We start from the raw sequence: 25,588 nt of genomic DNA, 5'->3' as shown, positions 1-25,588 counted from the left end.
AATTCTCGTAGCTTTCATTCACAGAAAGATGTATTCTTGTGCTATAATGAATGCACGTATGTATTGGATGGAAGGGCGATGAGCATGGATTTAAAATTAAGTTCAAAAATCATTTTAGAAAAAGAATTTAAAAAGAGTATGAAGGGCTATCATATCGATCAAGTAGACCAATTTTTAGATCAAATAATGGAAGACTATGACACATTCGAGAAAAAGCTGAGCGAACTTCAAGCAGAAAATGAACGTTTAAAAGCAGAATTAGACAATAATTCGCGTAAATCGGTAACGCCACAAACGAATTCAAATACCAATTTCGATATTTTAAAACGTTTGTCGAACTTAGAGAAACATGTATTTGGTAGCAAACTTTATGAATAAAATATAGTACTAATCGGTTGTTTTTTTATGATATGTCGAGTATAATGTAAAACGACATCAAGAAATTCGAGTAATCGCTGCATCTCCTTGAAGATGTAGAGGAAAGTCCATGCTCACACGGCTCTGAGATGACCGTAGTGTTCGTGCTTACTGAAAAAATAAGGTAAGGCAAGCGTTATGCTTGACGGCGGAAGGAATACCTAAGTCTTTTGATATGGTAGACACTTCCTGAAAAGTGCCACAGTGACGAAGCTTGCTAGGAAACTTGCAAGGTGGAACGAGGTAAACCCCACGAGTGAGAAACCCAAATTATGGTAGGGGCACTCTCCAAAAGGAAATGAACGGATGGAGGGACGGGAAGTTTCCCGTAGATAGATGATTACTACCTGGTCGTACGAGGCGCAAGCCGTTTGAGTACTCAGGAACAAAACATGGCTTACTGAATTATATTGATGCTTACTTGTATACAATAAGCTCTCCATTACTTTGGAGAGCTTTTCTTTTAGACATTTGGATTTAACGCTTAGAGAATAGGTTAAGGGTGAGAAAACATGAGTAGCACAGCTACACAGCAAATGGTTAATAAATACAATGCATTTTCAGAGTATCCAATAAATATATTAAATACAATGTTTGAAAACGTAGCTGAAGGCATCATGATTACTAACAATGAAAAAAAAATTATAGGTGTAAATCCAGCCTTTGAATTCGTAACAGGTTTCAGGTCAGATGAAGTAGTAGGTAAAAGTCCATCTGTTTTGCAATCCGGCGCACATGAAATTAGCTTCTATAAAAAAATGTGGAAGTGTATTGATGAAAAAGGATTTTGGCAAGGTGAGATTTGGAACCGGCGTAAAACGGGTGATATATATCCCGAGTGGTTATCCATTATTGCAGTCAAAGATGATTGGGGTAAAGTTACGAACTACTGTGGAATTTTTACTGATTTATCAGAGCGTAAAATAGTAGAAAGTGAGCTAGAAAGACGTGCTTTAACAGATACGTTGACAGATGTATGCAATCGTTTTGCATATATGGATCGTATGAATGCTCTACTTGAAGCTAGCTCTAGTTTAGCTAATCCAATACAGCATGCTGTATACTTAATGAATTTGGATCGTTTTAAACACGTCAATGATACACTAGGTCATGCGGTAGGTGACAAGCTGTTAATTGAAATAGCACGCCGCATTAAAAAGCTTTTAAAAAATAAAGATATTTTAGCACGCTATGGTGGAGACGAATTTGTCATTACTTTAACAAATATCGCATATACACGAGAAGCGGCAAAATTTGCAGAAGAAGTAATCCGTATTGTAGAAGCACCTATAATTATTGATGGACATGAAATATTCGTATCGACAAGTGTTGGCGTTAGTTTATATCCTTTAGACGCTACAGATACTGAAGAATTAGTAAATCGCGCAGATAAAGCAATGTCCTTTTCAAAACAAAATGGACCAAGTGGCTTTGCATTTTATATAGATGATTTAGACATCGACACTAAGCGTGTATTACTACTCGATACTGAAATCCGAAAAGCAATTGAGCATCGTGATTTTAATCTTGTTTTTCAGCCGAAAGTTTGTATTAATACTAATACAATTATTGGTGTGGAAGCGCTAGTTCGATGGCAAAATGACAAGCTTGGAAACGTGTCCCCAGCAGAATTTATTCCTTATGCAGAAGAAACAGGTTTAATAATTCCGATAAGTGAAATTATAATTGAAAAGGCTTGCGAAGCTTTAACTATTATGCACGAGCAAGATTTAACAAATATTCCAATATCAATTAATATATCGAGCATCCATTTCCAACAGCAATATTTTTTAGATTCGATTCTAAAGATTTTAGAAAAAAATAATATGTCTGCACAAAATATTGAAATTGAAGTAACTGAGCGTACAGTAATGAATAATGCGGTGGAAACGGTGAATAAGTTTGTACGACTAAAGGAGCTAGGATTCAAATTATCGATGGATGATTTCGGTACAGGCTATTCTTCTTTAAGTTATTTAGTACGTTTCCCGCTAGACATACTAAAAATTGATCGTAGCTTCATTCAGCATATTTGTTCATTAGAGGAAAAGCAAGCAATTGTCGATGCGATTATTCAAATGTCACATCGTTTAAAAATGAAAGTTGTAGCAGAAGGTGTAGAAAGTTTACAACAGGTAGAACTATTAAAAAAAATGGGCTGTGATTATATTCAAGGTTTCTTTTATAGTAAACCACTCCCATTAGATGAGCTGTTCGAGTTTTTAGAGTTATGGGAACAAGAACATCAAGGAAGGTAATAAAATGACAAAATTTCAATTAGTAGCAACTGCAGCAATGGGTTTAGAAGCAATCGTTGCACAAGAAGTTCAAGATTTAGGATATGAAACACGTGTTGATAATGGCAAAGTGTATTTTGAAGGAGACGAAACAGCTATTGCGCGCTGTAACTTATGGTTGCGCGTTGCTGACCGTGTAAAAATCGTTGTTGCGCAATTCCCTGCAAAAACATTTGACCAATTATTTGAAAGTACGAAAGCAATTGAATGGGAGCGTTACTTACCAGTAGATGCTTCGTTTCCGGTATCGGGTAAATCTGTAAAGTCAAAGCTTTTCAGTGTACCAGACTGCCAAGCAATCGTTAAAAAAGCGATTGTTGAGCGAATGAAATTTCACTATAAGCGTTTAGGGTTTTTAGACGAATCAGGTGCAACATTCAAAATTGAAATATCAATTTTAAAAGATGTTGCAACGTTAACTATTGATACATCAGGCGCCGGTCTTCATAAGCGAGGCTATCGTCAAGTGCAAGGGGAGGCACCATTAAAAGAAACGTTAGCAGCTGCACTTATTAAAGTTTCTAAATGGAATCCAAACCGCCCATTTGTGGATCCTTTCTGTGGTTCAGGTACGATCCCATTAGAGGCAGCAATGATCGGTCAAAATATAGCACCAGGCTATAACCGTGAGTTCATTTCAGAGGACTGGAACTGGATGAAAGCAAAAATTTGGGATGAAGCACGCGATGAAGCTGATTCTTTAGCAAACTATGATCAACCGCTGCAAATTATCGGGTCGGATATCGATCATCGCATGGTTAGTATTGCACAGGAAAATGCTTTAGAAGCTGGATTCGGTGATATTTTATCGTTCAAGCAAATGCAAGCAACAGATTTCACTACACGTTTAACTGACGGTGTCATAATTTCGAACCCTCCATATGGCGAACGTATCGGGGATAAAGAAATGATTGAAAAGGTTGTGCGTGAGTTTGGCCAAGTAATGAATAATTACCCGACTTGGTCAGTTTATATGCTTTCTTCAATGGAAAATTTTGAAGAGTGCTATGGCCGCAAAGCAACGAAAAAGCGTAAGCTATTTAATGGCTTTATTCGAACAGACCTTTATCAATACTGGGGTCAAAAATCGAAGCGCGAAGACTAATGAAAAACAACGGAAGGAGGTATGTCTCTCCTTCCGTTTGTTGTCTAATTACTTGACAAAAAAGTGAAACAACGATTAGTAGGGCATTTGTAACCGTACTATTCGTTAGTTGAACTATTCGTATGGATAAAGGGAGAATAACTATATGAGACAATCTTTACCGTTTGAACTTTCAAAGGATAGATCATTTTTTGAATCGCTTGGCGACTGGATGGGTGACGTCCTTTATGATGAACTACCTGAGAAAGGCTTTGAATGCCGCGATGAGCAAATTTTTATGGCATATCAAATTGAGCAAGCATTAAAAGAAAAAAATGTACTCTTTGCAGAAGCTGGTGTTGGTACTGGCAAAACGATTGCGTATTTATTACCAGCTGTTTCATATGCACGTTATACAGGTAAGCCTGCACTTATCGCTTGCGCGGATGAAACATTGATCGATCAGCTCGTAAAAGAGGGAGGCGATGTGCATAAACTGCGCGATCATTTAGGGTTAACGATCGACGTACGTTTAGCAAAATCGCGTGATCAATATTTATGTATTAAACGCTTTGAAGAAGCTGATAAACATGTAGAAGATGAATGGATTGATGATATTGCAGAATCTATTCCAGACGGCGTGTACGCGCATGGATCAATGATTGCATTAAATCCATACGGTGAGCGCAGTGACTATCAGGCAATTAGCGATGAACAATGGCAAATGGTCAATTATAACTCGATTATGCAATGCGCGGTTTGTGATGTACGCAATCGTTGCGGCCAAACACTTCACCGAGCACACTATCGAAAATCATCAGACTTAATTATTTGCTCTCAAGATTTCTTAATGGAGCATTTAGCGACGAAGGAATCACGTGAACGAGAAGGACAATTGCCATTACTGCCAGAAGTATCAATGATTGTTCTAGATGAAGGACACTTACTTGAATATGCAGCCCAAAAAGCAATGACATATAAAGTGCAAGCATCTACAATTGTACAATTATTAGAGCGCCTAATGGTAGATGGAGTGCGTGAACGTACGTTGTATGCAATGGAGAGACTACAAGACGACCATGAGCTATTTTTCGATCAGCTTCGTGACGATTTAGTACCTTCAGAAGAAGACCGTAAGCGCATTAATAAATCGAAAAAATTGATTGAATTCGGTAAGAAATTAATTGTTGATGTAGACCAATTACTAGAAGAATTTGTTTTTGAATCTGAGCTGTATATGATTCCGGAATACGAGCTAAATATGGCGGAGGAATTTTTAGAACATTATGTTGCTTCAATTCGTATTTTCGTAGAACAAGGTGATGCAGTTGATTGGCTTGAAGAAACGGATGGCGAAGAAACTCTTGTAATAATGCCTCGTCTAATAACAGAAGTATTAGAGGAAAAATTATTCTCGAAAAAGACACCAATTGTATTTTCTTCCGCAACATTATCAGTGAATAAAGATTTTTCATATATTGCGAAGAGCTTAGGTATTGAAAAGTACCAATCATTTAGTGTACCATCACCATTTGATTACGAAGAAGTTATGAAAATTTACTTACATGATATAGCACAAGCAGATAAGACTGCAAAAGTAGAAGAACTGCTACAAGATGATGAGAAAACATTGATTTTATTCAAGTCAAAACAAGCAATGAATATATTTAAATCAAAGCTGAGTATGATGTCTCGTTTAACAATGGCATTCGAAGGTGATCGTGAATTGTCTGCCATCGTGCGTGATTTCCAAGAAGGAGTCGTTAAAACATTTTGCTCGTATCACCTTTGGGAAGGGCTTGATTTACCAGAGGAAGCATTAACTCGCGTCATTATTTTCGATTTACCATTCCCGCCGCATGATCCATTATTTGATGCGAAGCGTGCGTTTGCAGAAGATGCATTTAAAGAAGTAGAATTACCATTTATGTTACTTCGTTTGCAGCAAGGTATGGGGCGTTTAATCCGTACTGCTAATGATTACGGAGATATTCATATTTTATTAAATGAACAAGAAAGCACAATGAAAGACGTCTTTGCTAATATTTTAGCCGTAGAGCCAGAATAATAATAGGAACCACCTTAGAATATTGTATTCTAAGGTGGTTTTTTGATATTAATTTGCACTGTACATAGTAAGCTGCAGTTCCAATTTCAGTCGTTTTGTTTTGAAGCTTGCTATTAATTTTGTATTAATGATACATTAATTTAAATTAATTTAAATATTCCGACATTTAAGAAGAGGGGGATGGAATGATGAAACATTTGCGGCAACAAGGTTTATCGAAAGGGACTCTTTTTAGTGAAATGCAAGCAGCTCGGAAGCATGATGCCAATTGGAAAGCCGGAAAAACGTTTAGCCTCGTGTACTACGCAGGGGAAGAGGTTAGTAATGTCGCAAAAGAGGCATACAATCTATTTTTCCATGAAAATGCTTTAAACCCGTTAGCTTTTACTAGTTTGAAAAAGTTTGAGACGGAAATAATTGCAATGAGCGCTTCACTATTCCACGGTAACGAGCAAGTAGTAGGTAGTTTGACATCAGGTGGTTCTGAAAGTATTTTAATGGCAGTGAAGGCATACCGCGATTTCGCTCGCAAACATCGTCCGGAAATCGAGCATCCAGAAATGATACTACCAATAACAGTGCATGCGGCGTTTGAAAAAGCAGCGCATTATTTTGGCGTCAAATCGGTTTATATTAGTGTCAATGAACAATTCGAAGTAGATGTTGAGCAAGTTCGACAAGCGATCAATGATAATACAATTTTAATAGTGGGTTCCGCTCCTAACTATCCTCAAGGTATTATGGACCCGATTGAACAGCTCGGACAAATTGCAGTTGCGCATAATATTCCGCTTCATATAGATGCCTGTTTGGGTGGTTTTATTGTACCGTTTTTACAGCAGTTAGGTTATCCACTAGCTCCTTTCGATTTTAGTGTAGCTGGGGTAACATCGATTTCTGCTGATATTCACAAATATGGCTATGGAGCAAAAGGGGCTTCGGTTATTTTATATAAAGACGATGAGTACCGTCGCTGTCAATATTTTGCCTATGCTGATTGGCCGGGGGGATTATTTGTATCGCCTACTGCTACGGGTACGCGTCCTGGAGGGGCTATTGCATCTGCCTGGGCAGTAATGAATTATTTAGGCGTGGAAGGCTATAAAAAGCTTGCACAGCAAACGATAAATACGACTAAAAAATTTATAGAAGGAATTCAACAAATACAAGAGTTAAGCATTTTAGGAAATCCACAAGCTTCGATTTTTACAGTAGCATCAAAAGAAGTAAATATCTTCGCACTAGCCGACCAAATGGAAATACGCGGATGGCATATGGACCGCCAACAGTTGCCGAATTGCTTGCATTTTATGATTACGCCAGCGCATGAGCATGTTGTTGAGGAGTTTATTGTAGACTTACAGCAGTCTGTAGCGGAAGTGAAAGCGAACCCAGCACTTGTCCAACAAGGATATGCTGCAATGTATGGCATGATTGGGCAAATTCCGGATAAAAGTCAAATTCAACAGTACATTTTGCATACATTAGATAAAGAAATGCGCTTATAATCTAGCATGCTATTCTCTTAAGGGGGAGATACTGCTTATGAATCTAACATTGAAAAAAATAGTGTATGGCTCTGGCGAAAGCGTACCGGTTGTTGCAAATACAGTAATAGGGCTATACTTTTTGTATTTTTTAACAGATATTGTTGGCATGTCACCAGCTTTAGCAGGGACAATTTTCATGATTGGACGTTCATGGGATGCTATTACAGATCCTGCCATTGGATTATTTAGCGATCGCACTCGTACACGTTGGGGAAGAAGGAGACCATATTTTTTTGTAGCAGCAATTCCTTTATTAGTTACGTTTTTATGCTTGTGGCAGCAATTAGAGCTTAGTACAGGGCTTACATTTATTTATTACACGTTATTGTACATGCTATTTATGACGATTTTAACTGTATTTCATGTACCATATGTTTCGCTTATTACAGAATTTAGTACAGATTATATGGAACGTACGAGTATTAATAATTATCGCATCTTCTTTCAGTTGTTTTTTGGCTTAATTGCAGCAGTTATTCCTAAAATGATTGCAGATAGTACGAGTTATTCGGTGATGGCACTCATACTCGGAATATTTATGATGAGCGTTGCATTATTTTTATTCGCCAATACGAAAGAGCCCCCACTGCCACAACAACAGCCAAAAGTGAATCTTTTCGTAGAATTAAAAAGCGTTTTTCAAAATCGCGCTATGCAGTATTTACTAGTTATTTATATTGGTTGTTACGCAGCTGCAAATGTTATTGAATCATTTGTCATTTATTATATGAAATATTATTTAAATCGCGAGTTTGATATGTCGATATTATTTGTCATTGTTATTGGAGCTGGCATATTTTCATTACCTGTCTGGTCAAAGATTACAGAAAAAATCGGAAAAAAGCAGGCCCTATTTTACGGATTAGTCATTTGGGCTGTCGGGCAACTGGGCTGGATACTCATTGCACCGAATTCACACGTTTTTCTCGTATATGTAGTTGGTGCAATAGTTGGACTAGGTTACGGGGTTGCACACGTACTCCCTTGGGCAATGTTACCGGATGTTGTCGATATTGATGAATTACAAATCGGTAAAAAACGTGAAGGTGTGTATTCGGGGATTATGACATTTTTTATGAAGCTTGCGAATTCATTAGCGATATTTTTGATAGGGCTCGTCCTAGAGTTTTCAGGATATATAGCGAATGAAGTACAGTCAGTAGAAACGATGCAAACGATTAAATGGACGATGGTATTAGCTCCAGGCATATTTGTTGTAATCGCACTAATTGCGACGTTTATATATCCTTATAGCAGAGAGGATCATGAAGCTATTCGCCGGCAATTGAGTGAAAAATAAGTATCGTATTATTAATATATGACTGCTCTTTTGGTTTCCCTATTATCAGATGCATTTGTATAATAATGGATATAGAAATGAATAACGATGCAAGTTATGGCAACTAACAACAGAGGTATTTAATAATTTCTATAATAGGCTAAGCTAGAGGAGGAATGGCAATGTTTTATACACCAATTTTTGTTACATTAATTTTTCTTCTTATACATGCAACAGTGAGTATTAAAGGAATTGTATTGGCTAGCTTTGGAATGGCCGCGTTATATACTCTTTTTGCTGTAATAATTAGTCCGTATTTCGATTTAGTTGTTATTTGTTATTTAGCATGCTTGCAATTTTGGATAATGGCTTTTGCTACTAGGGCGATGTGTTGGCGATAATTTGGCCAGCACATCGCTTTTATTATTGTAAATGAAATTAAATTTGCTTATCTTTATGACCCGCATAGTATAAAAAACACGTCACTAGATAAGGTAGATAAAATTCAATTCATTCTGCACTTTTCATTTCAAGATATTGTAGTACGATATTGATAGAAATGGGGTTTTTTTTATATGCAAGCGGTCATTCACGGCTTTTTTCTAGCATTTGGACTTATTTTACCTTTAGGTGTACAAAATGTTTTTGTCTTTTCACAAGGCGCCACTCAACCTTCGAAATTTCGCGCTTTGCCAGCAGTACTTACAGCAGCTATTTGTGATACGCTACTCATTTTACTAGCAGTGTTCGGATTATCGATGATCGTGTATCAGTTTGAATGGTTACGTATTACTTTACTAATAGGTGGCATTGTTTTTTTAGTATACATGGGGAAGGTACTCTGGACATCGAGTGCTACCGCAGTTAAGCAAGATGAGGCTTTGCCAGCAAAAAAACAAATTTTGTTTGCGCTATCCGTTTCGTTATTAAATCCACATGCCATTTTAGACACAGTTGGCGTTATTGGCACGAGTGCATTGAATTATATAGGGACAGATAAAATACTTTTCACCGCAACATGTATTATTGTGTCATGGTTATGGTTTGTAGGGTTAATGATTGCTGGTGCGACTCTGAAAAAGTTCGATACATCTGGTAAAGTGATGTACATATTTAATAAATGCTCAGCAATATTTATTTGGTGTACGGCAATATATTTATTGATTGGGTTGTTGTAATTGTATTTTAAAGGAAAACTGAATTGTCATACAGACCATAGTTAGTAAACGGCAAGTATTGATGAAAGGAAACGTATAACTTAATTATTAAGGCAATTTGTAACATTTTACCGATTTTAGAGTCTAATTCGATAAGAGGTGAATTATATGAAGAAGTGGGCGGTTATTAGTTTACTAGTTGTTGTATTAGCTGGCTGTCAATATGGTGGAAGTCGAGCAATTATTGATTGGGTAGATTTTATAAAATGGGATGGTGAAAGTTACTTAGGCATATATACAGGTGTTTTGGCTGATGAACGGTATATAGGTGAAAAAATCGGGAAGGTAAAGTTTAAAGTAGCAGACAACATTTCGGATCCATCATACAAAACAAAAGATGGAGATGCTGCATTTCTCGAAAAAGGAACGGAAATTTTCTCGATTAAAGGGAGGCCTGATTTATTAGCAGTAAAGGCCGAAGAAACTATTAACGGCTATCAAGTTTATTTTGCAAGCGATAGTACAAAATTTAAATGGCATTTTAAAGATATGCCAGTAGATAAAGTGAAAAAAATAGAAATATATTTAGCTTACACAGAAGAAGGTAACAAGAAGTTAGCTGATATAAATGACAATAACGACATAGATGCTTTCCTTGATATATTAACAAATAGCAAGGAAGACTCGGCATTTCAACCGAATACCGAAAATGGTGATCCACGTTATTACAACATCGTTTTGTATACAGATGATCCGATAGCCTATAAATACGGTGTGCAATTTGATGGGGAAACATATTTTTGGTACCCATGGGATACGGCGTTATTATCAAGCGAAATAAAACGTTTTATCCCGGAAATGTAGGCATTGCCTGTTTAATTTAAGTAAAATACTGATATTTCACGATATATGGCTAAAATTTCATGATATAACTGTGGAATTTCACGATAAAGAGCTAGTATTTCACGATATGTACGATAAATAAATTTCACGATATTAAGAGTAAAAGAAAAGACAATACAAATAAGATTGGCTCGAATATTATTTACATACAAAGAATAGTGCAAAAACTAGATAGAATAGCTAAAATAAGCCAATGTGATTTTTGCTGCATTGGCTTATTTTTGTTTAAGATTTAAAGATGAGGTTTTTCTAGGTAATGTAATTTGATTTGCTAGGGGGGAAATTGGAAATGCAGATAAAAAAATATTCACCTGAATATGAAGAAGGTTGGTTAAGGTGTAGGGTTTTAGCTTATTTACATACGTCTATGTACGAAGATGTAGTGACATCCAAGCCTACATTTGATGCTCGGCCATCAATAGAATTAATTGCTGTTGAAAATGAAGAAGTTATTGGTATTTTAGATATGGTGTTAGATACAAATGAATTAAAAACATCATTATTAGGCAAAGGTTTAGGGGCATTTCTACAAATAATAGCAGTTCATCCTGATCATCAATCTAAAGGAATTGGTCAACAATTGTACGCTGAAGCGTTGAAACACTTGAATGATACACAAATTGAATTTATTGAGCTTTATACAAGAGGAGATGAACAGGCGAATCAATTTTATCAAAAATTAGGCTTTGAAATGGCGCTAGAAACATATGACGTTTTTGGCTTAGAAAAAGGTTTACGAAAGAATTTGGTTATTGAAGGAATTGGGGATAAAAAACTGTAAATAAAAAATTCCGATGGGGAAGATTGTGATTTTATAATTATAAATGGTATTTATGAAGTTTATCGTAAAAAGGCTCTCGATTACATTGAATATGACAGGTATTATCCATCTCGAGGGTATATAAAATACATAAAATAAATACCGAATTGTAAGAGCAGCCAAAACATTGTCTACCAATGGTTGGCTGCTCTTTTTATTGGAACTTTTAATGAAAAAGAAAGCCTGAAGGGTGAAATGGTAGGTATGACAGTTGACGTAATTCAAAAACTGAAACAAATATTAATTTAAGCAAGTTTTAGTAAATAATTATCAGTATGGCTGATTCAAAAGAGTGTTATTCGTCAATATTTATTACGGAAAAGCTTTCGCTATAAAGAAGCGGCTTTAACTTTGTATAGACACTTGATGGTGGAAAAAATAAGTGTAAATTGAAACCAATATATTACTACTTGCATAAATGAAAAAATATGTTTCAAACAAAGGGAAGATTAGTCTCCTGGAATTTGGTTGTATGTGAGAAATTGAAGGCGTAATTTTCTTAACAGAAAGGAGACTGTACATGGAAGTCTTACTGTCAATATTATTTCTGCTTGTATTATTAATAGTTACAAATGTTCTAGCACATTATATTCCTTCCATTCCAATTGCGCTAATTCAAATTGTAGTTGGAGTTGTAGTTGCTTTAGTAGCAAATAATTTCACCATTGAAATTGAATCAGAATGGTTTTTGTTATTGTTTATTGCTCCTTTACTTTATTATGATGGAGCACATTTTCCACGTGAACAATTATGGGAAATGCGATTACCTATTTTAGGTAACGCAATTATATTAGTATTATTAACAACAATTGTTGGTGGTCTTTTTGTGCACTGGATGATTCCTCCGATTCCTTTGGCGGCTGCCTTTGCGTTAATGGCTATTTTATCTCCTACTGACCCAGTGGCTGTAAATGGTATTGCCAAACGAGTTCATATCCCAGTGCGTAATATGAATTTAGTTCGTGGAGAATCTTTAATCAATGATGCATCGGGATTAATCGCGTTTAAATATGCAGTTGCGGCAGTTGTAACAGGCTATTTCTCATTGACATCAGCAGGAATTGAATTTATGTACATGTTTTTGGTTGGTGTCATAATAGGGATCTTCGGTGCATTAGCAATATTTTTGATACGACTTCATTTTCGCCGTGTAGGAATTGTAGATTCAACATTTTATGTCTTAGTACAAGTTTTAACACCCTTTATTTTATATTTTATAGCAGAAGAAGTGTTTCATGCATCAGGTGTAATTACGGTAGTAACAGGAGGAATTATTTCGACAATTATTAAAGAAAAGACCGAAAGTGTTATTGCGCAGGAACAAGTAGTAACAGAACATGTTTGGTTAATTTTTACGTTCATACTCAATGGCGTGATTTTCCTTTTGTTAGGACTTGTGTTGCCTTCTGCTACAAATTCAATATTAAAAAGTGAGGTAATTCACAATAGTGTCCTTATTTTATACGTGTTAAGTATTGGCTTGATGGTGTTAGTAATCAGGTTTGCTTGGGTAATGTTCTTTAGCGTTATTGATAAAAAAATATTTAAGAGCAATGAAACAGTGACAATTAAAGATCATATTGTGACAACATTTCTTGGAGTACGGGGTACCATTACTATGGTAGGAATTTTATCATTACCTCTAGTAACAAATCAGGGAGACTTATTTCCATACCGCCAATTACTCATTTTTTTAGCAGCAGGTGTTATTTTATTCACTTTGATAATGGCTACTATATTCTTACCTTTGTTAAACTCTAAAAAAGCAGCACAACAATCAAATTTAATGAGTGAAAAACGAAAAATGATAAATCATGCAATTCGTAGTATTCAACTTGAAACTGTAGAGGAAAACGCTCCTATTGCTCTAAGTTTAATAAATCAATATAACGCAATGTTAATAAATATTGAGCGAGAACAGTCAGAGGGAGCATTTCAAACGTACAGGCAAAAAATACTGGAAGCCAGAAAAGTTGGGATTGAATTAGAAATAATTTATACAAATCAATATATGACTGAGCATGGATTTAGCCAATCAATTCAACAAGAAGTTAATTATATTCTTAAAGAAAGAAAAGATATGTTGAATAACCGATCATTTACTTTGTTAAAACGTCGTTTGCGATATTTTTTACATGAACGGAAGTTGAGCAAACTACCTGTCAATGTTGTAGAACAAATTAATAATGTAAAAAAAGATTTATCAGATTATGTATCATCATCAATTGTAAGGCATCTTCAAGAAACAAATGAATTTTCTTTAGATGTTGCGCAAAAATTGGAAATGTATTATCGTCACCTACAATATTCTTCTTATAATAAAATGGATTCTTCAAAACTGGAAGAACAAAAAGAATACTTAGCTTTAATAGCAATTGAAGCTCAAAGAAGTCTTATAAATGAATGGTATCGTGCTGGTAATATAAATAATGAAGTAGCAAAAGAATTAAGAAGATTTGTCAATAATTTAGAAAGTGTTATTTTACTTGAAGAGGAAGAATAGAGGGGGTCTTAGAAACTTACATTCTAGACTCCCTTTGCTTTTTTGAAGGTTAAAAAGTAAATAAAATTTCTCTATTAACGACGGGAGGTGTTTTAGTATATACCCCACTAATAAGAGGACCTGCTTTTATTAAAAGAAAGGATTGTTCAAATTCAAAAACTATCGTATCGAAAACTTGAAGTGTTTCGCCCTTATAACCGTAGCCCGTCACCTTTTTTATAACGTTATCTTCAAAAGAAAAGCTTGAACCGATAATAAAGTATTGATCGGGATAATATTGGTCAACATGATAATCAATAGAGGTCGGAATAGTTTGTTCTTCAATAAGAAGATAGTCACTTCCTGGCTCATCTTCAAACCAATCTAATTGCCAATAAAAAGAGTCATTCGTATCTTTATGACGAAAAGAAAGGACAGGTTTCATAGAATGAAAAGTCCATTCGTCAAATTGTTGATGTGAATGGATTTGTTCAGCATAAATTGTCAGGCAATAGTCATCGACATTATGCAAATGCTTCATTTTCCCATCAAATTGTATTTGTAACCTTCCAGCCCAATTTGAATTCCCTGATCTATAGTTACCTTGAGGAAATATAAACGTCCAAGGCATACTCACTTTTGGTGGAATCACGAGCGCTGGTAATGTAAATAGCTTCTCCGCAAGTATCATTTGCTCGTTCAAATAGACTAGTCGAGTATTCTCAAACGTCAGTGGAATTGCAGAAAAGTTGTGCACTAATACGGTAATTAATAGCTCATTTCGATGATTTATCGCTTCTCGAATAGGGGAGAAAACAATATTAGCAAAATGTTTCTCTTTTGTTTCGTTAAAAAGCTTTTCTATTTGATCTCGGTCTTGTGCTGACAATGCTTTGTCCCAAGAAGCTTCAAATTGTAGCTGCTGCATAAAGGAAACCTCCTTTTTATGTTAGTTTAACATACGAGAACGGTGGTGAAGTAGGAAGTTGGATTGTAATGATCATATTCAATTTTTAGCAGAAAATTATATCACATCATTTTAAAAACAATGAAACCGTGATTTGTCGAATTTAATATACAACTTATTTTTAAATAAGCGTCAAAAGGGGCAAATGGCACTTAAATATAAATAAGTCGTATATCAATTTGGTTATATGACAAAATCGTTGATAAAAATTGTGGTGATTATTTTTGCGAGATAAAAATAATGAACGAATAATTATTACTAGTAAATTAAAATGGAGTCCTTCCTTTAGCGAAAAGTATTTCACCATAGTATAATGAAAACGGATTAAAAAGATTTATGAAGGGAGCTACTTATAATGGCGCAAAATTTACAAGGAAAAGTAGCATTTGTAACTGGTGCAGCGAGAGGAATCGGAAAAGCAACAGCGCTTCACTTAGCTAAAGAAGGCGTAAATGTAGGTTTATTGGCTAGAACAGAAGAAACTTTAAAGGAAGTTGCTTCCGAAATCGAAAGCTTAGGTGTAAAAGTAGCCTATGCAACGGCTGATGTTTCATCAAAAGAACAAGTTGAGGCAGCCATTGCTTCATTAACAAATGACTTAGGACCAGCTGATATTTTAATTAATAATGCAGGTATCGCTACATTCGGTACGGTTATGGAGATGGATCCACAAGAATGGAAGCAAATCATTGATACAAACTTAATGGGTACATATTATGTAACACGTGCAGTACTACCTCAATTAATCGAAAAAAATGGAGGAGATATTATTAATATTTCTTCTACTAATGGATTAGGTGGAGCTGCTACATCAAGTGCCTACAGTGCATCAAAATTTGCTGTTATTGGATTTACAGAATCTCTAGCACAAGAAGTTCGCCGTAACAACATTCGCGTATCGGCTTTAACACCAAGTACAGTAGCGACAGATTTAGCAGTAGATTTAAGCTTAATTAAAGAAAACGATGAATCAAAATTCATGCAACCAGAAGATATTGCTGAATTCATCGTCAACCAATTAAAGTTAAATCCACGTATTTACGTGAAAACAGCAAGCTTTATCGCAACGAATCCGTATTAATGAATGGTAGTTAAGTGAATAAATTGTTGGAAGAGTTGATTATCCGAAAAAGGGGTAATCAACTCTTTTTTTAGATCCATGATTACATTGTGTTGACGTTTGAAAAGTTTTTTAGTTAGTTGTCTGAAAGGCATTGTTTTGTCTTTTCGATAAATCTCTGTAGTGCATTTGTGATTGGCCTGTCTTTTCTGCGAATAAACACCGTGGTAACATATTGAGCTAAAGGTATAAATTTCATTATTTGAAGGTCTTTTTACCAAAAATATTGCTATCAACTGAAATAGAATCAATTTTCTTCGTTCAAAATTGCCTAAGATAAATTACATTCAGTATAAGATAAATAACTTTCAATATTAGACAAAGAATTAGAACGGCAGTCGCATAAGTTGAAGGTGATCGAAGGACCAGAACACCAAGTCATTATGAAATTTATCTGCACGGCAACGACTTCGTATCTCTATCTTTTTGTATTTATTTCACTGGATAATTATCAAGAGTAATATAAAAATTCAGAATTTTTATTGAAAGAATAAAATAGTTGTTGTAGACTTGTCATACAAGCTTACTACATTTTTTTACATTAGGGGGAAAGAAATGAAAAAGTCACTATTGGTTATTTTGGTAGCGTTATCATTAATGCTATCCGGATGCATAGAGCGCCGAGAGTTCATTACTATTGCAACTGCATCGGCAGGGGGGACATACTATCCAATCGGAGTTGGATTAGGGAATTTATGGACTGAAATGTTAACTGAAGAAAAGGTAAAGGCCACGGGTCAATCATCAGCAGGATCGGTGGAAAATATTCAACTATTAAAAAACGGGGAAGCAAAAGTAGCTATTCTTCAAGGTCTTATCGGGGCGCAAGCATATGAAGGACGAGGCGGCAACTTTGAAGGTAGGCCATATGAAGAGTTACGTTCAATCTCCATGCTATGGTCAAACGTAGAGCATTTTGTGTTGATGGATAAAGAAATTACAACAGGAACAATTTCTGACATCGATACAAAGTCGTTCTCCGTAGGCCCACAAGCTTCAGGAACAGAGCAATCGACACTAGTAATTATGGAAGGTTTAGGGTTAACAAAAGAGAATATTAAGCCCGAATATTTAGGTTATGATGATACTATTTCAGCAATGCGAGATGGGCGTCTAGATGGTGGCTCTCTACCTGCTGGGGTTCCTGTATCTTCGGTAATGGACATGACGGCTTCTGGTGTAAAGGCTTCTGTATTAGATGTCACTGATGAGCAGCTTGATAGCATTAACAGTGTATTTAACACTTGGTTCCGCTTTGTAATCCCAGCCGGTACATACAAAGGAATTGATAAAGAAATCAATACTATTGCGCAACCGAACTTTTTGGCAACTACTACAGAAATTGATGAAGAACTTGTATACAAATTGACGAAAACGATTTATGAAAATTTAGATAAAGTACACCAAATTCATAACTCAGCAAAAGAAATCCAATTAGAATCAGCGCTAAATGGACTTCCTGCTCCGCTTCATATGGGAGCATACAAATACTTTGTGGAGGCTGGATTAGAGGTGCCTGAGCATCTTATTCCGCCAGAAGCGAATGAATCAAAAAAATAAGGAGTTCATCACGGGGGTGTAATGATGATTAAACAACAAGAATTTGATGTGGCTGAAACGTTGGAAAATGATAAAGAAGCTGGCGGAGCAATAAGGACATTGTCTGGTAAAACAGGTATGGTCATTGCAGTATTACTGTTTGTTTTAGCGGCATTTTCGGTTTATGTAAATAGTTTGATGAACATTCAAGAAATCTATCGAAATGCAATTTTTTTAACGTTTCTTTTAGTATTAACATTTCTACTTTACCCAGCAACAAAACGTTCTAGTAAAACTAAAATAACAGTTATGGATTATATATGGGCCATCTTAGGATTTGCAGGGGGCGCCTATATATTACTAAATTATTCTACTATTCATAATGTGAAGTTATCAGAGCCTACGACAATTGATTATATCTTTGCATTTATTACGATTGTCGTGTTACTAGAAGTATCACGCCGCACAATTGGTCTGTTCATTCCATTGTTGGCAATAATAGCGCTCTTCTTTGCGTTGTTCGGTCCATGGTTCCCTGGTATGTTCGGTCACGCAGGCTTTGGCTTTGAGCGTCTCTTATACCGTCTATATATGACGACTGAAGGAATATTTGGCATGACGTTCTCGATTGCAACGACGTATATCGTGATTTTCATTTTATTCGGAGCATTTTTAAATGCAAGCGGGGCGACACGCTTGTTTAATGATTTAGCATTAGCGGTTGCTGGGCAAAGACGAGGTGGCCCTGCCCAGGTAGCTGTATTGTCTTCCGCTTTAACTGGGATGTTAAGCGGTTCTGCAGTAGCGAATGTAGCAACAACTGGAACTTTTACAATTCCTTTGATGAAGAGCATCGGTTTAAAGCCGCGTTTTGCAGCAGCAGTTGAGGCAACAGCTTCAACTGGAGGAATGATAATGCCACCTATCATGGGGGCAGCTGCTTTTATCATGGCAGGTTTCCTGGGAGTGGGTTATAACATTATCGTTCTAGCTGCGATTCTTCCAGCGATCCTCTACTATAGCGCCTTAATTATAGCCATTGATATTGAAGCAAAAAAGCAAGGGCTAAAAGGGATTAGTAAGGAAAATATTCCAGATGTAATAGAGGTCATCAAGTCACGCGGAGTGCTAATCTTACCGATTATTATCGTCATTGTGACTTTAATGACAGGCTTTACAGCGTTGTTTGCTGGTTTTGCAGGGATCTTTGCGTGTATAGCGGCGAGCTGGCTGACGAAGGATAAAGAAAAGCGAATTGGCATAAAGGCCATTATCAATGCAATGATTGAAGGAGCTCGCGGGTCAATTCAAGTAGCTGTAGCCTGTGCAACAGTAGGTATTATCATTGCTGTCATTACTATGACAGGGTTAGGCTCAACACTGGCTTACAACATTATTCAAATATCAGGCAATAATTTAGCCATTATTTTAGTGTTGATTATGATTACGAGTATTGTATTAAGTATGGGGTTACCTTCGACAGCACTTTACATCGTTGTCGCTGTAGCTGCTGCGCCAGCATTAATTGAAGCAGGGGTGAATCCTATTGCGGCACACTTCTTTGTATTTTGGTTCGGTGCACTTTCTAACATTACGCCACCAGTGGCATTGGCATCTTATACAGCTGCAGGGATTGCCCGAGCAGATGCAATGCAGACATCGTGGACAGCGGTAAAGCTTTGTTTACCAGGATTCTTATTACCATTTATGATCGTGTACAATCCAGCACTTGTTATGCAGACAGAAGCAACAGGTATGGACGCAGCATTACAAATTATTTTTGCATTCACTACTTCGATTTTAGGTGTGTTTGCATTGGCGACAACTGTATTTAACTTCTTTACAACAAATATGACCATTTTTGAGCGTATAGCTATGGCGATTGCAGCATTACTTTTAATAATTCCAGAATTAATTACGAGCGCAATAGGTCTAGGAATCATTATACTAGTGTTAGCTATTCACTTGCCACGTGCTAAAAAAGTGAATACTCAAAGGAATGAAGTATCTGTTTAAAGATAGGAGTTATAAAATGCAAGTTGAACGTAGGAAAGTAGCAGATCAAGTATTAGAGTTTTTGATTGAAATGATGCGTACAGGAGAGCTCCAGACAAATACAGTGCTGCCAACCGAAAATGAGTTGGCAGTACGATTCGGGGTAAGTAGAGCGCCTATTAGAGAAGCGCTAAAAGTATTAGAAGTAGCAGGTGCCATCGAAAGCAGACAAGGCAGCCGCAGCTTGGTGAAGGAAGTGTCGCTGGCAGAATTATTGGATCCTGTGCGCTTTCAACTCATCAAGAGGCAGCAAGTGCTGGATTTACTGGAGTTCCGGATCATTATCGAAACGGAGGCAGCTGCATTGGCAGCGGAACGCCGAACAGAAGAGGAGCTTGTGGAAATTCAAAGGTTAGTTGATCATTTCCAACAGCTGATGGGTGATAATCAAGCAATTGGTTATGAAGAAGATTTTCAGTTTCATCAGTTTATTATGAAGGCGTGTAAAAATGACTTTATCTCTGAAACAATCGGCAATTTAAGTGACTTACATTTACGTGCATTAAAGTATTCCCTAACCAAAAATTTAGGATGGGATAAAAAGCGGAAGGAAGTCGCTAAGGAGCATATGCTTATTGCACAAGCGATTGCCCAACAAGACAGTGAAGGGGCAAGACAAGCGATGCGGGAGCATTTAAGCAATGCTCGCAATAAAATTCTCAATTTACCAGAAGAAGAGTAACGCTATAAAGCGCGTTCTCTTCGCTGGTCTTTTAATTGGGACCTAGGAGGGGACGAAATGGAGAAGCTACAACAGCTTTTACAACAAATCATCCTGGATGATGAGCGTATTTTAACAGAGAAGGCAGATTTGACAAGCTATTCCTATGATGCCTCATTTGGGGTGTATATGCCGGAAGTGGTTGTGCAACCGTTATCTTCATATGAAGTGGCAGGAATTTTACAACTGGCCAATAAGCATAAAATCCCTGTATACCCACGTGGGCAGGGTACAAGTTTGAGTGGTGGTCCCCTGCCTGTCCGCGGGGGAATTGTGATGGATTTATCTCAATGGACATCTAAATTGGAAATCGATACGGAGAACATGCTAGCGATTGTATCACCTGGCGTGACAGCACAGGCAATTAATAATGCAGCACTTGTACACGGGCTAATTTATCCGCCAGACCCGTCCAGTATGAATATCGCGACTATCGGCGGAAACTTGGCTGAAAATTCGGGCGGTCCTAAGGGTCTGAAATACGGGGTCACAAAGGATTATGTCATTGGCCTGGAAGTCGTGACACCAGAAGGCGAAATCATTCGGACAGGCGGCAAAACGGTGAAAAACGTGACGGGTTATGATTTAACGAAGTTGATTGTCGGTTCTGAAGGCACGCTTGGTGTTATCACAGAGGCAGTTCTTCGCCTTTATCCAAAACCACAAGCTACAGAAACATTAATGGCGGTATTTGATGACATCATTGATGCGGGGCGTGCAATTTCGAATATATTAAGTGCGGGTATTATCCCTGCAAAGTTAGAAATTATGGATAAGGCGTCTGTGGAAGCCGTAGAGGCTTATCGTCCATCAGGTTTACCGACAAATATTGATGCACTCATTTTAATTGAATTAGACGGACATCCAGCTGCAATCAAGGATGAAATAAAGCGTGTAAATGATGTGTGTCTTCAAGAAAATGCCCGTTCGGTACAAATCGCAAAAACTGCAGAGGAAGCCGCAAAGCTATGGCTTGCTAGAAAGCTTGTTTCACCGGCCATTGTCCGGGTTAAACCAACAAAAATTTCAGAGGATGCAACTGTCCCACGCAGCAAAATTCCGGAAATGTTCCAGCGGTTAAAGGAAATTAAAGAGAAATATAAAATTGATCTCGTTGTATTTGGACATGCAGGCGATGGTAATCTACATCCGAATATTATTGCAGATGAGCGGGATGCAGAGGAAATGAAGCGGGTAGAACAGGCAGTAGAGGAAATATTCCAAGCGGCAATCGAGCTTGGAGGGACATTATCCGGGGAGCACGGCATCGGTACATTAAAAGCACCTTTTATGGAAATGGAGCTTGGTGCAGTAGGGGTGGATATGATGAAACGCATTAAACAGGCATGGGATCCGAATGATATTTTAAATCCGGGGAAAATATTCCCTGAGCCAAATCAAAGGTTTGTGTTGTCCAATGACTGAGTTAGCATATCAAGAGACACTCAGCTGTGTGCAATGCGGTTACTGCCTGCCAACATGCCCTACGTATATAACATTTAAAAAGGAAACCCATTCACCGCGAGGACGCATTAATTTAGTGAAGATGGCGGCTGAGGGGAAAATTACATATGACGATATGACCGAAGCAATTGATCTATGCCTGGGCTGCCGTGCCTGTGAAACAGCATGCCCAACAAACGTTCAATACGGAAAGATTCTCGAGTCTGCAATTGAAGTGTTGGCAAAACATAAGAATGAGCAGTTGAAATCGCGTGTCAAGGTAATGAAATCACTCTTATTTAACCAAGTGGTGCCCAATGAACAGATACGTAAAGTACTAGGTGCGGGATTAGCATTCTACCAAAAAACCGGGTTACAAAAAGTAGCACATAAAACAGGTGTTTTACGTGTGCTTCCTGAGAATCTCCACGCCTTTGAAACGATTTTACCAACTGTCGAGGGGCCAATTAAGCGGTCAAAGCGGGAGCGATTTTATGAAGCGGCGACACCACAGGCTACCTTTAAAATCGGTTTTTTTGTTGGATGTATCATGGATACGATGTTTTCATCTATTAATACACTCAGTATGAAACTGTTGCAGCAGGCGGGCTGCGAAGTGACAGTGATTCAGGAGCAGGGGTGCTGTGGTGCATTACATCAACATAGCGGCTTATCAGATAAAACACGTGAACTGGCTAAGCGTAATATTGAGGCGTTTGAGCGTTATGATTTTGACTATATAGTAAATAGTATTGGTGGTTGTGGGGCAATGCTTGGTGAATATCCACAGCTACTGGATGACTCGCCCGAGTGGGTAGAGAGAGCGGAAAAATTCTCTGAGAAATCTGTTGATATTAGTGTCATTTTGAGTCAGCTATCATTGCCATATACAAAGCCGCTCTCTTATAAAGTGACATACCAACCGTCATGTCATATGACAAATGTACAAAAGCGTGTGAACGAACCACTTCAAATGATTCAAAGTATCCCTGGCATCGACTATATTCCTTTGCCTGATGCGCATATGTGTTGTGGATCTGCTGGTATTTATAACATTGTCCGCTACAATCATTCGATGAAAATATTAGATGAAAAAATGAAGCATGTAGAAGCATTGACAGAGCCCCCAAGTATCATTGTGACAACAAATCCAGGTTGTCATCTGCAAATGAAGCTGGGTGCCGAGCGAGAAGGATTGTCACAAGAAATTCGGGTTGTACATCTTGTCGAACTATTGGCTGAAGCATGTAGTATTGAAGCATAGGGGAGAAAAGTATGTTAGATGTGGTCATTATTGGTGGAGGGATTGTAGGATTATCCGTTGGTCTGGCATTAACGGAAAGATTCCCGGAAAAAAAGATCGTAATCTTGGAAAAGGAACCATCTGTGTCTATGCACCAAACAGGTAATAATAGCGGGGTGATCCATTCGGGCATCTACTATAAACCAGGAAGTTTTAAAGCACGCTTTGCTAGACAGGGTAGTCAATCAATGGTTGCCTTTTGCGCGGAACATGATATCGAATATGACATTTGCGGGAAAGTCATTGTAGCAACTGAGCAACATGAATTACCACTTCTTCAAAACCTATATGAACGCGGGCTGCAAAATGAGCTGGCGATTGATATGTTAAGCGTAGAACAGTTAAAAGAGATTGAACCGCATGTAGCGGGGATCGGGGCTATCCGTGTTCCGCAGGCAGGCATTGTGAATTACAGGCAAGTGTCAGAAAAAATGCGTGAGTTAATTGAAAATCGCGGTGGGGAAATCCGCTGCAATGAAGCAGTTGAAAAGATTGAGGAAGGTCCAGCAAGTGTCTATATCGAGACAAGACGAAAATCCTACGAAGCAAAAGTGATGATCAACTGTGCTGGCTTACAGAGTGATCGCATTGCACGAATGGCAGGCTATCACGCTGATTTAAAAATCGTGCCGTTTAGAGGAGAGTATTATAAGCTGAAGGAAAGCAGCCGTGGACTAGTCAATCATTTAATTTATCCTGTACCAAACCCTGATTTTCCGTTTTTAGGCGTACATTATACACGTATGATTGGCGGGGAAGTAGAGGCCGGCCCAAACGCTGTACTTAGCTTTAAGCGCGAAGGCTATAAAAAAACGGATATTAATGTTTTCGACCTTGCCGAAACACTTATGTATAAAGGGTTTTGGAAGCTGGCAGGAAAGAATATGAAAGAAGGTTTAAACGAAATGGCGCGTTCCTATAGTAAAGGGCTGTTCGTAAAAAGCCTGCAAAAGCTCATTCCTGAAATTACAGCCGAGGATTTAGTGCCTGGCGGTGCAGGGGTGCGTGCGCAAGCATTGAAAAGTGATGGATCCATGGTTGATGATTTTTACTTCATTCCTGGTAAGCGAAGTATCCATGTGCTAAATGCTCCGTCACCGGCAGCGACAGCTTCTATTGAAATCGGTAAGGAAATTGTGACTCGCTTCGAGAAAAAGTTTGAGTCTCTTTAACAGAAGGAACGCAATTATTTATCCAATATCAAATAAGATTCCCCTTACTAGATCTATTGATTAGCCTTTTAAAACGCAAAATGGAGCAAGCGATGAACTTGCGAAATTTTGCGTTTTTACGTTTATAAGATGGATAAAAGGCAAGCTAACGTTTCCTATAGCGAGAAGTTTCTGTCTGCAGCATTAATTGAATACGAAAGTAAAACAAACACCGTACATTTTACTAGCTGTTTCAATATTGCGTATAAGCAACCATTTCTAGTCCAGGATCAAAATTAACTATTTTAGTTCAAAATTGCCTAAGATAAATAACTTTAAATATTAGATAAATAAAATACTAACTTTCATTATTAAATAAACTACGGCAGATACATAAATTGAAGATACTTCGATGGCGAGGTAGCAATTGAACGTAAACAGTCAATTGGTTTTGAAAAACAGTTACTAGACAAAATGATGCAACAGTATCGTACAGCAATTAAAACAGTCGCTAAAGAAAATGATGCACTCCCAGCAAAACTGGAAACATACTTAGTGAATATTTTTGGAAACAAGGAAAAGCAATCTGCAGAAGAAGTAAAATTACATTCAGAGACATTCATGAAACGTAACGAATTTGAATTCGTTGATCCGATGAATGCAAAGAAATTAATTGATGCATTGACTAGTCGTATTGAAGAGTTCGAATCAGAGGTAGATGCTGTGTTATCAGAATCTAATGCCACTACATTTATAGAAGTACAAGTTTAAATAGAAATATTAATATTATAGAATTGCATGGCCTAGCGAAAACAGAAAACGTATAAGTCGCTCGTGCTTAGAGGGTGTGCGCGAGTTGAAATTTCAAAACATACCTCACTAAATAGTTTCTTACTAATTCAACTTACCTTTCAAGCATTATTGAAGCTGCGAATGCAGTATGAAGATAATGCTATTAGTTGAAAATTCAAAGAGTAAAGCTAAAAGCGCAAAGTTTACGTTTCAAAGTTCTTAATAACTTAAAACTAAAACCTAAAAGTTAAAGGTTCTTTTAAATCCTGGGTTTCTGGTTGAGGTATCGACTTTTCAGGACCGTCTGTCATCCACCAGGCAGCTTGTGCTGTGCAAAACTAATAGTTAATAATGAGGGTAAAAAATGCTATATTACTCTCAAAAAATAAGGGTAACTTTCAGTAGGCTGAGGGTTGCTTTTTTTGTGTCTTTTTTTAATA

General features: G+C 37.3%; 20 protein-coding genes and 1 other RNA gene. 20 read left to right on the top strand and 1 reads right to left on the bottom strand.

Features of this window, described 5'->3' with window-relative positions; genetic code table 11:
* Nucleotides 1-84 precede the first annotated feature (84 nt).
* The 12 genes from gpsB to AAFN87_RS06195 all read left to right on the top strand — a co-directional run bounded on the left by gpsB (nucleotide 85) and on the right by AAFN87_RS06195 (nucleotide 14,078).
* Nucleotides 85-378: a cell division regulator GpsB gene (gene gpsB / locus AAFN87_RS06250; protein WP_347790185.1), complete on the top strand. Its 294-nt coding sequence runs from the start codon at nucleotides 85-87 to the stop codon at nucleotides 376-378.
* 62 nt (nucleotides 379-440) lie between these two features.
* An RNA gene (gene rnpB, locus AAFN87_RS06245) (RNase P RNA component class B) lies at nucleotides 441-822 on the top strand.
* Nucleotides 823-929: 107 nt separating this feature from the next.
* Entirely contained in the window at nucleotides 930-2,675 is a 1,746-nt protein-coding gene (locus AAFN87_RS06240) for an EAL domain-containing protein (protein WP_347790184.1), read from the top strand.
* Between the two features lie 4 nt (nucleotides 2,676-2,679).
* Nucleotides 2,680-3,819, top strand: a complete 1,140-nt coding sequence (locus tag AAFN87_RS06235; RefSeq protein WP_347790183.1) for a THUMP domain-containing class I SAM-dependent RNA methyltransferase — start codon at nucleotides 2,680-2,682, stop codon at nucleotides 3,817-3,819.
* A gap of 145 nt (nucleotides 3,820-3,964) precedes the next feature.
* The gene (locus AAFN87_RS06230; RefSeq protein ID WP_347790182.1) at nucleotides 3,965-5,866 is read left to right on the top strand and encodes an ATP-dependent DNA helicase; all 1,902 of its coding nucleotides are present in this window, start codon (nucleotides 3,965-3,967) and stop codon (nucleotides 5,864-5,866) included.
* Between the two features lie 185 nt (nucleotides 5,867-6,051).
* Nucleotides 6,052-7,374 (top strand): pyridoxal phosphate-dependent decarboxylase family protein, encoded by a 1,323-nt coding sequence (locus AAFN87_RS06225; RefSeq protein ID WP_347790181.1) that lies wholly within the window; start codon nucleotides 6,052-6,054, stop codon nucleotides 7,372-7,374.
* 37 nt (nucleotides 7,375-7,411) lie between these two features.
* The gene (locus AAFN87_RS06220; protein WP_347790180.1) at nucleotides 7,412-8,716 is read left to right on the top strand and encodes an MFS transporter; all 1,305 of its coding nucleotides are present in this window, start codon (nucleotides 7,412-7,414) and stop codon (nucleotides 8,714-8,716) included.
* 161 nt (nucleotides 8,717-8,877) lie between these two features.
* Nucleotides 8,878-9,096 (top strand): hypothetical protein, encoded by a 219-nt coding sequence (locus tag AAFN87_RS06215; protein WP_347790179.1) that lies wholly within the window; start codon nucleotides 8,878-8,880, stop codon nucleotides 9,094-9,096.
* Between the two features lie 174 nt (nucleotides 9,097-9,270).
* Entirely contained in the window at nucleotides 9,271-9,873 is a 603-nt protein-coding gene (locus AAFN87_RS06210; RefSeq protein WP_347790178.1) for a LysE/ArgO family amino acid transporter, read from the top strand.
* Nucleotides 9,874-10,020: 147 nt separating this feature from the next.
* Entirely contained in the window at nucleotides 10,021-10,716 is a 696-nt protein-coding gene (locus AAFN87_RS06205; protein WP_347790177.1) for a hypothetical protein, read from the top strand.
* Between the two features lie 328 nt (nucleotides 10,717-11,044).
* Nucleotides 11,045-11,536 carry a GNAT family N-acetyltransferase gene (locus AAFN87_RS06200; RefSeq protein ID WP_347790176.1) on the top strand — a complete coding sequence of 164 codons (492 nt, stop codon included), beginning with the start codon at nucleotides 11,045-11,047 and terminating at the stop codon, nucleotides 11,534-11,536.
* A gap of 559 nt (nucleotides 11,537-12,095) precedes the next feature.
* Nucleotides 12,096-14,078, top strand: a complete 1,983-nt coding sequence (locus tag AAFN87_RS06195) for a cation:proton antiporter (RefSeq protein ID WP_347790175.1) — start codon at nucleotides 12,096-12,098, stop codon at nucleotides 14,076-14,078.
* A gap of 49 nt (nucleotides 14,079-14,127) precedes the next feature.
* Here AAFN87_RS06195 and AAFN87_RS06190 read toward each other — a convergent pair whose 3' ends face one another.
* The gene (locus AAFN87_RS06190; RefSeq protein WP_347790174.1) at nucleotides 14,128-14,985 is read right to left on the bottom strand and encodes an SLAP domain-containing protein; all 858 of its coding nucleotides are present in this window, start codon (nucleotides 14,983-14,985) and stop codon (nucleotides 14,128-14,130) included.
* A gap of 394 nt (nucleotides 14,986-15,379) precedes the next feature.
* Here AAFN87_RS06190 and AAFN87_RS06185 point away from each other — a divergent pair, with 394 nt between their 5' ends.
* From AAFN87_RS06185 to AAFN87_RS06150, 8 genes are all read left to right on the top strand, one after another.
* On the top strand, nucleotides 15,380-16,105 hold the full coding sequence (locus AAFN87_RS06185; protein ID WP_347790173.1) for a 3-ketoacyl-ACP reductase: 726 nt from the start codon (nucleotides 15,380-15,382) through the stop codon (nucleotides 16,103-16,105).
* Nucleotides 16,106-16,699: 594 nt separating this feature from the next.
* Entirely contained in the window at nucleotides 16,700-17,704 is a 1,005-nt protein-coding gene (locus AAFN87_RS06180; RefSeq protein ID WP_347790172.1) for a TAXI family TRAP transporter solute-binding subunit, read from the top strand.
* Between the two features lie 24 nt (nucleotides 17,705-17,728).
* Entirely contained in the window at nucleotides 17,729-19,699 is a 1,971-nt protein-coding gene (locus AAFN87_RS06175; protein WP_347790171.1) for a TRAP transporter permease, read from the top strand.
* A gap of 16 nt (nucleotides 19,700-19,715) precedes the next feature.
* The gene (locus tag AAFN87_RS06170) at nucleotides 19,716-20,420 is read left to right on the top strand and encodes a FadR/GntR family transcriptional regulator (RefSeq protein ID WP_347790170.1); all 705 of its coding nucleotides are present in this window, start codon (nucleotides 19,716-19,718) and stop codon (nucleotides 20,418-20,420) included.
* 57 nt (nucleotides 20,421-20,477) lie between these two features.
* A complete protein-coding gene (locus AAFN87_RS06165; RefSeq protein WP_347790169.1) occupies nucleotides 20,478-21,884 on the top strand; it encodes an FAD-binding oxidoreductase in 1,407 nt (468 codons plus the stop codon).
* Entirely contained in the window at nucleotides 21,877-23,166 is a 1,290-nt protein-coding gene (locus AAFN87_RS06160) for a (Fe-S)-binding protein (RefSeq protein WP_347790168.1), read from the top strand. Before AAFN87_RS06165 ends, AAFN87_RS06160 begins: the two co-directional genes overlap by 8 nt.
* Before the next feature lie 11 nt (nucleotides 23,167-23,177).
* The gene (gene lhgO / locus AAFN87_RS06155; RefSeq protein WP_347790167.1) at nucleotides 23,178-24,377 is read left to right on the top strand and encodes an L-2-hydroxyglutarate oxidase; all 1,200 of its coding nucleotides are present in this window, start codon (nucleotides 23,178-23,180) and stop codon (nucleotides 24,375-24,377) included.
* A gap of 453 nt (nucleotides 24,378-24,830) precedes the next feature.
* Entirely contained in the window at nucleotides 24,831-25,127 is a 297-nt protein-coding gene (locus tag AAFN87_RS06150) for a hypothetical protein (protein WP_347790166.1), read from the top strand.
* Nucleotides 25,128-25,588 lie beyond the last annotated feature (461 nt).

The organism is Solibacillus sp. CAU 1738 (genome assembly GCF_039888725.1).
Lineage (GTDB): Bacteria > Bacillota > Bacilli > Bacillales_A > Planococcaceae > Metasolibacillus.
This window is presented reverse-complemented; position numbering and strand designations above follow the sequence as displayed.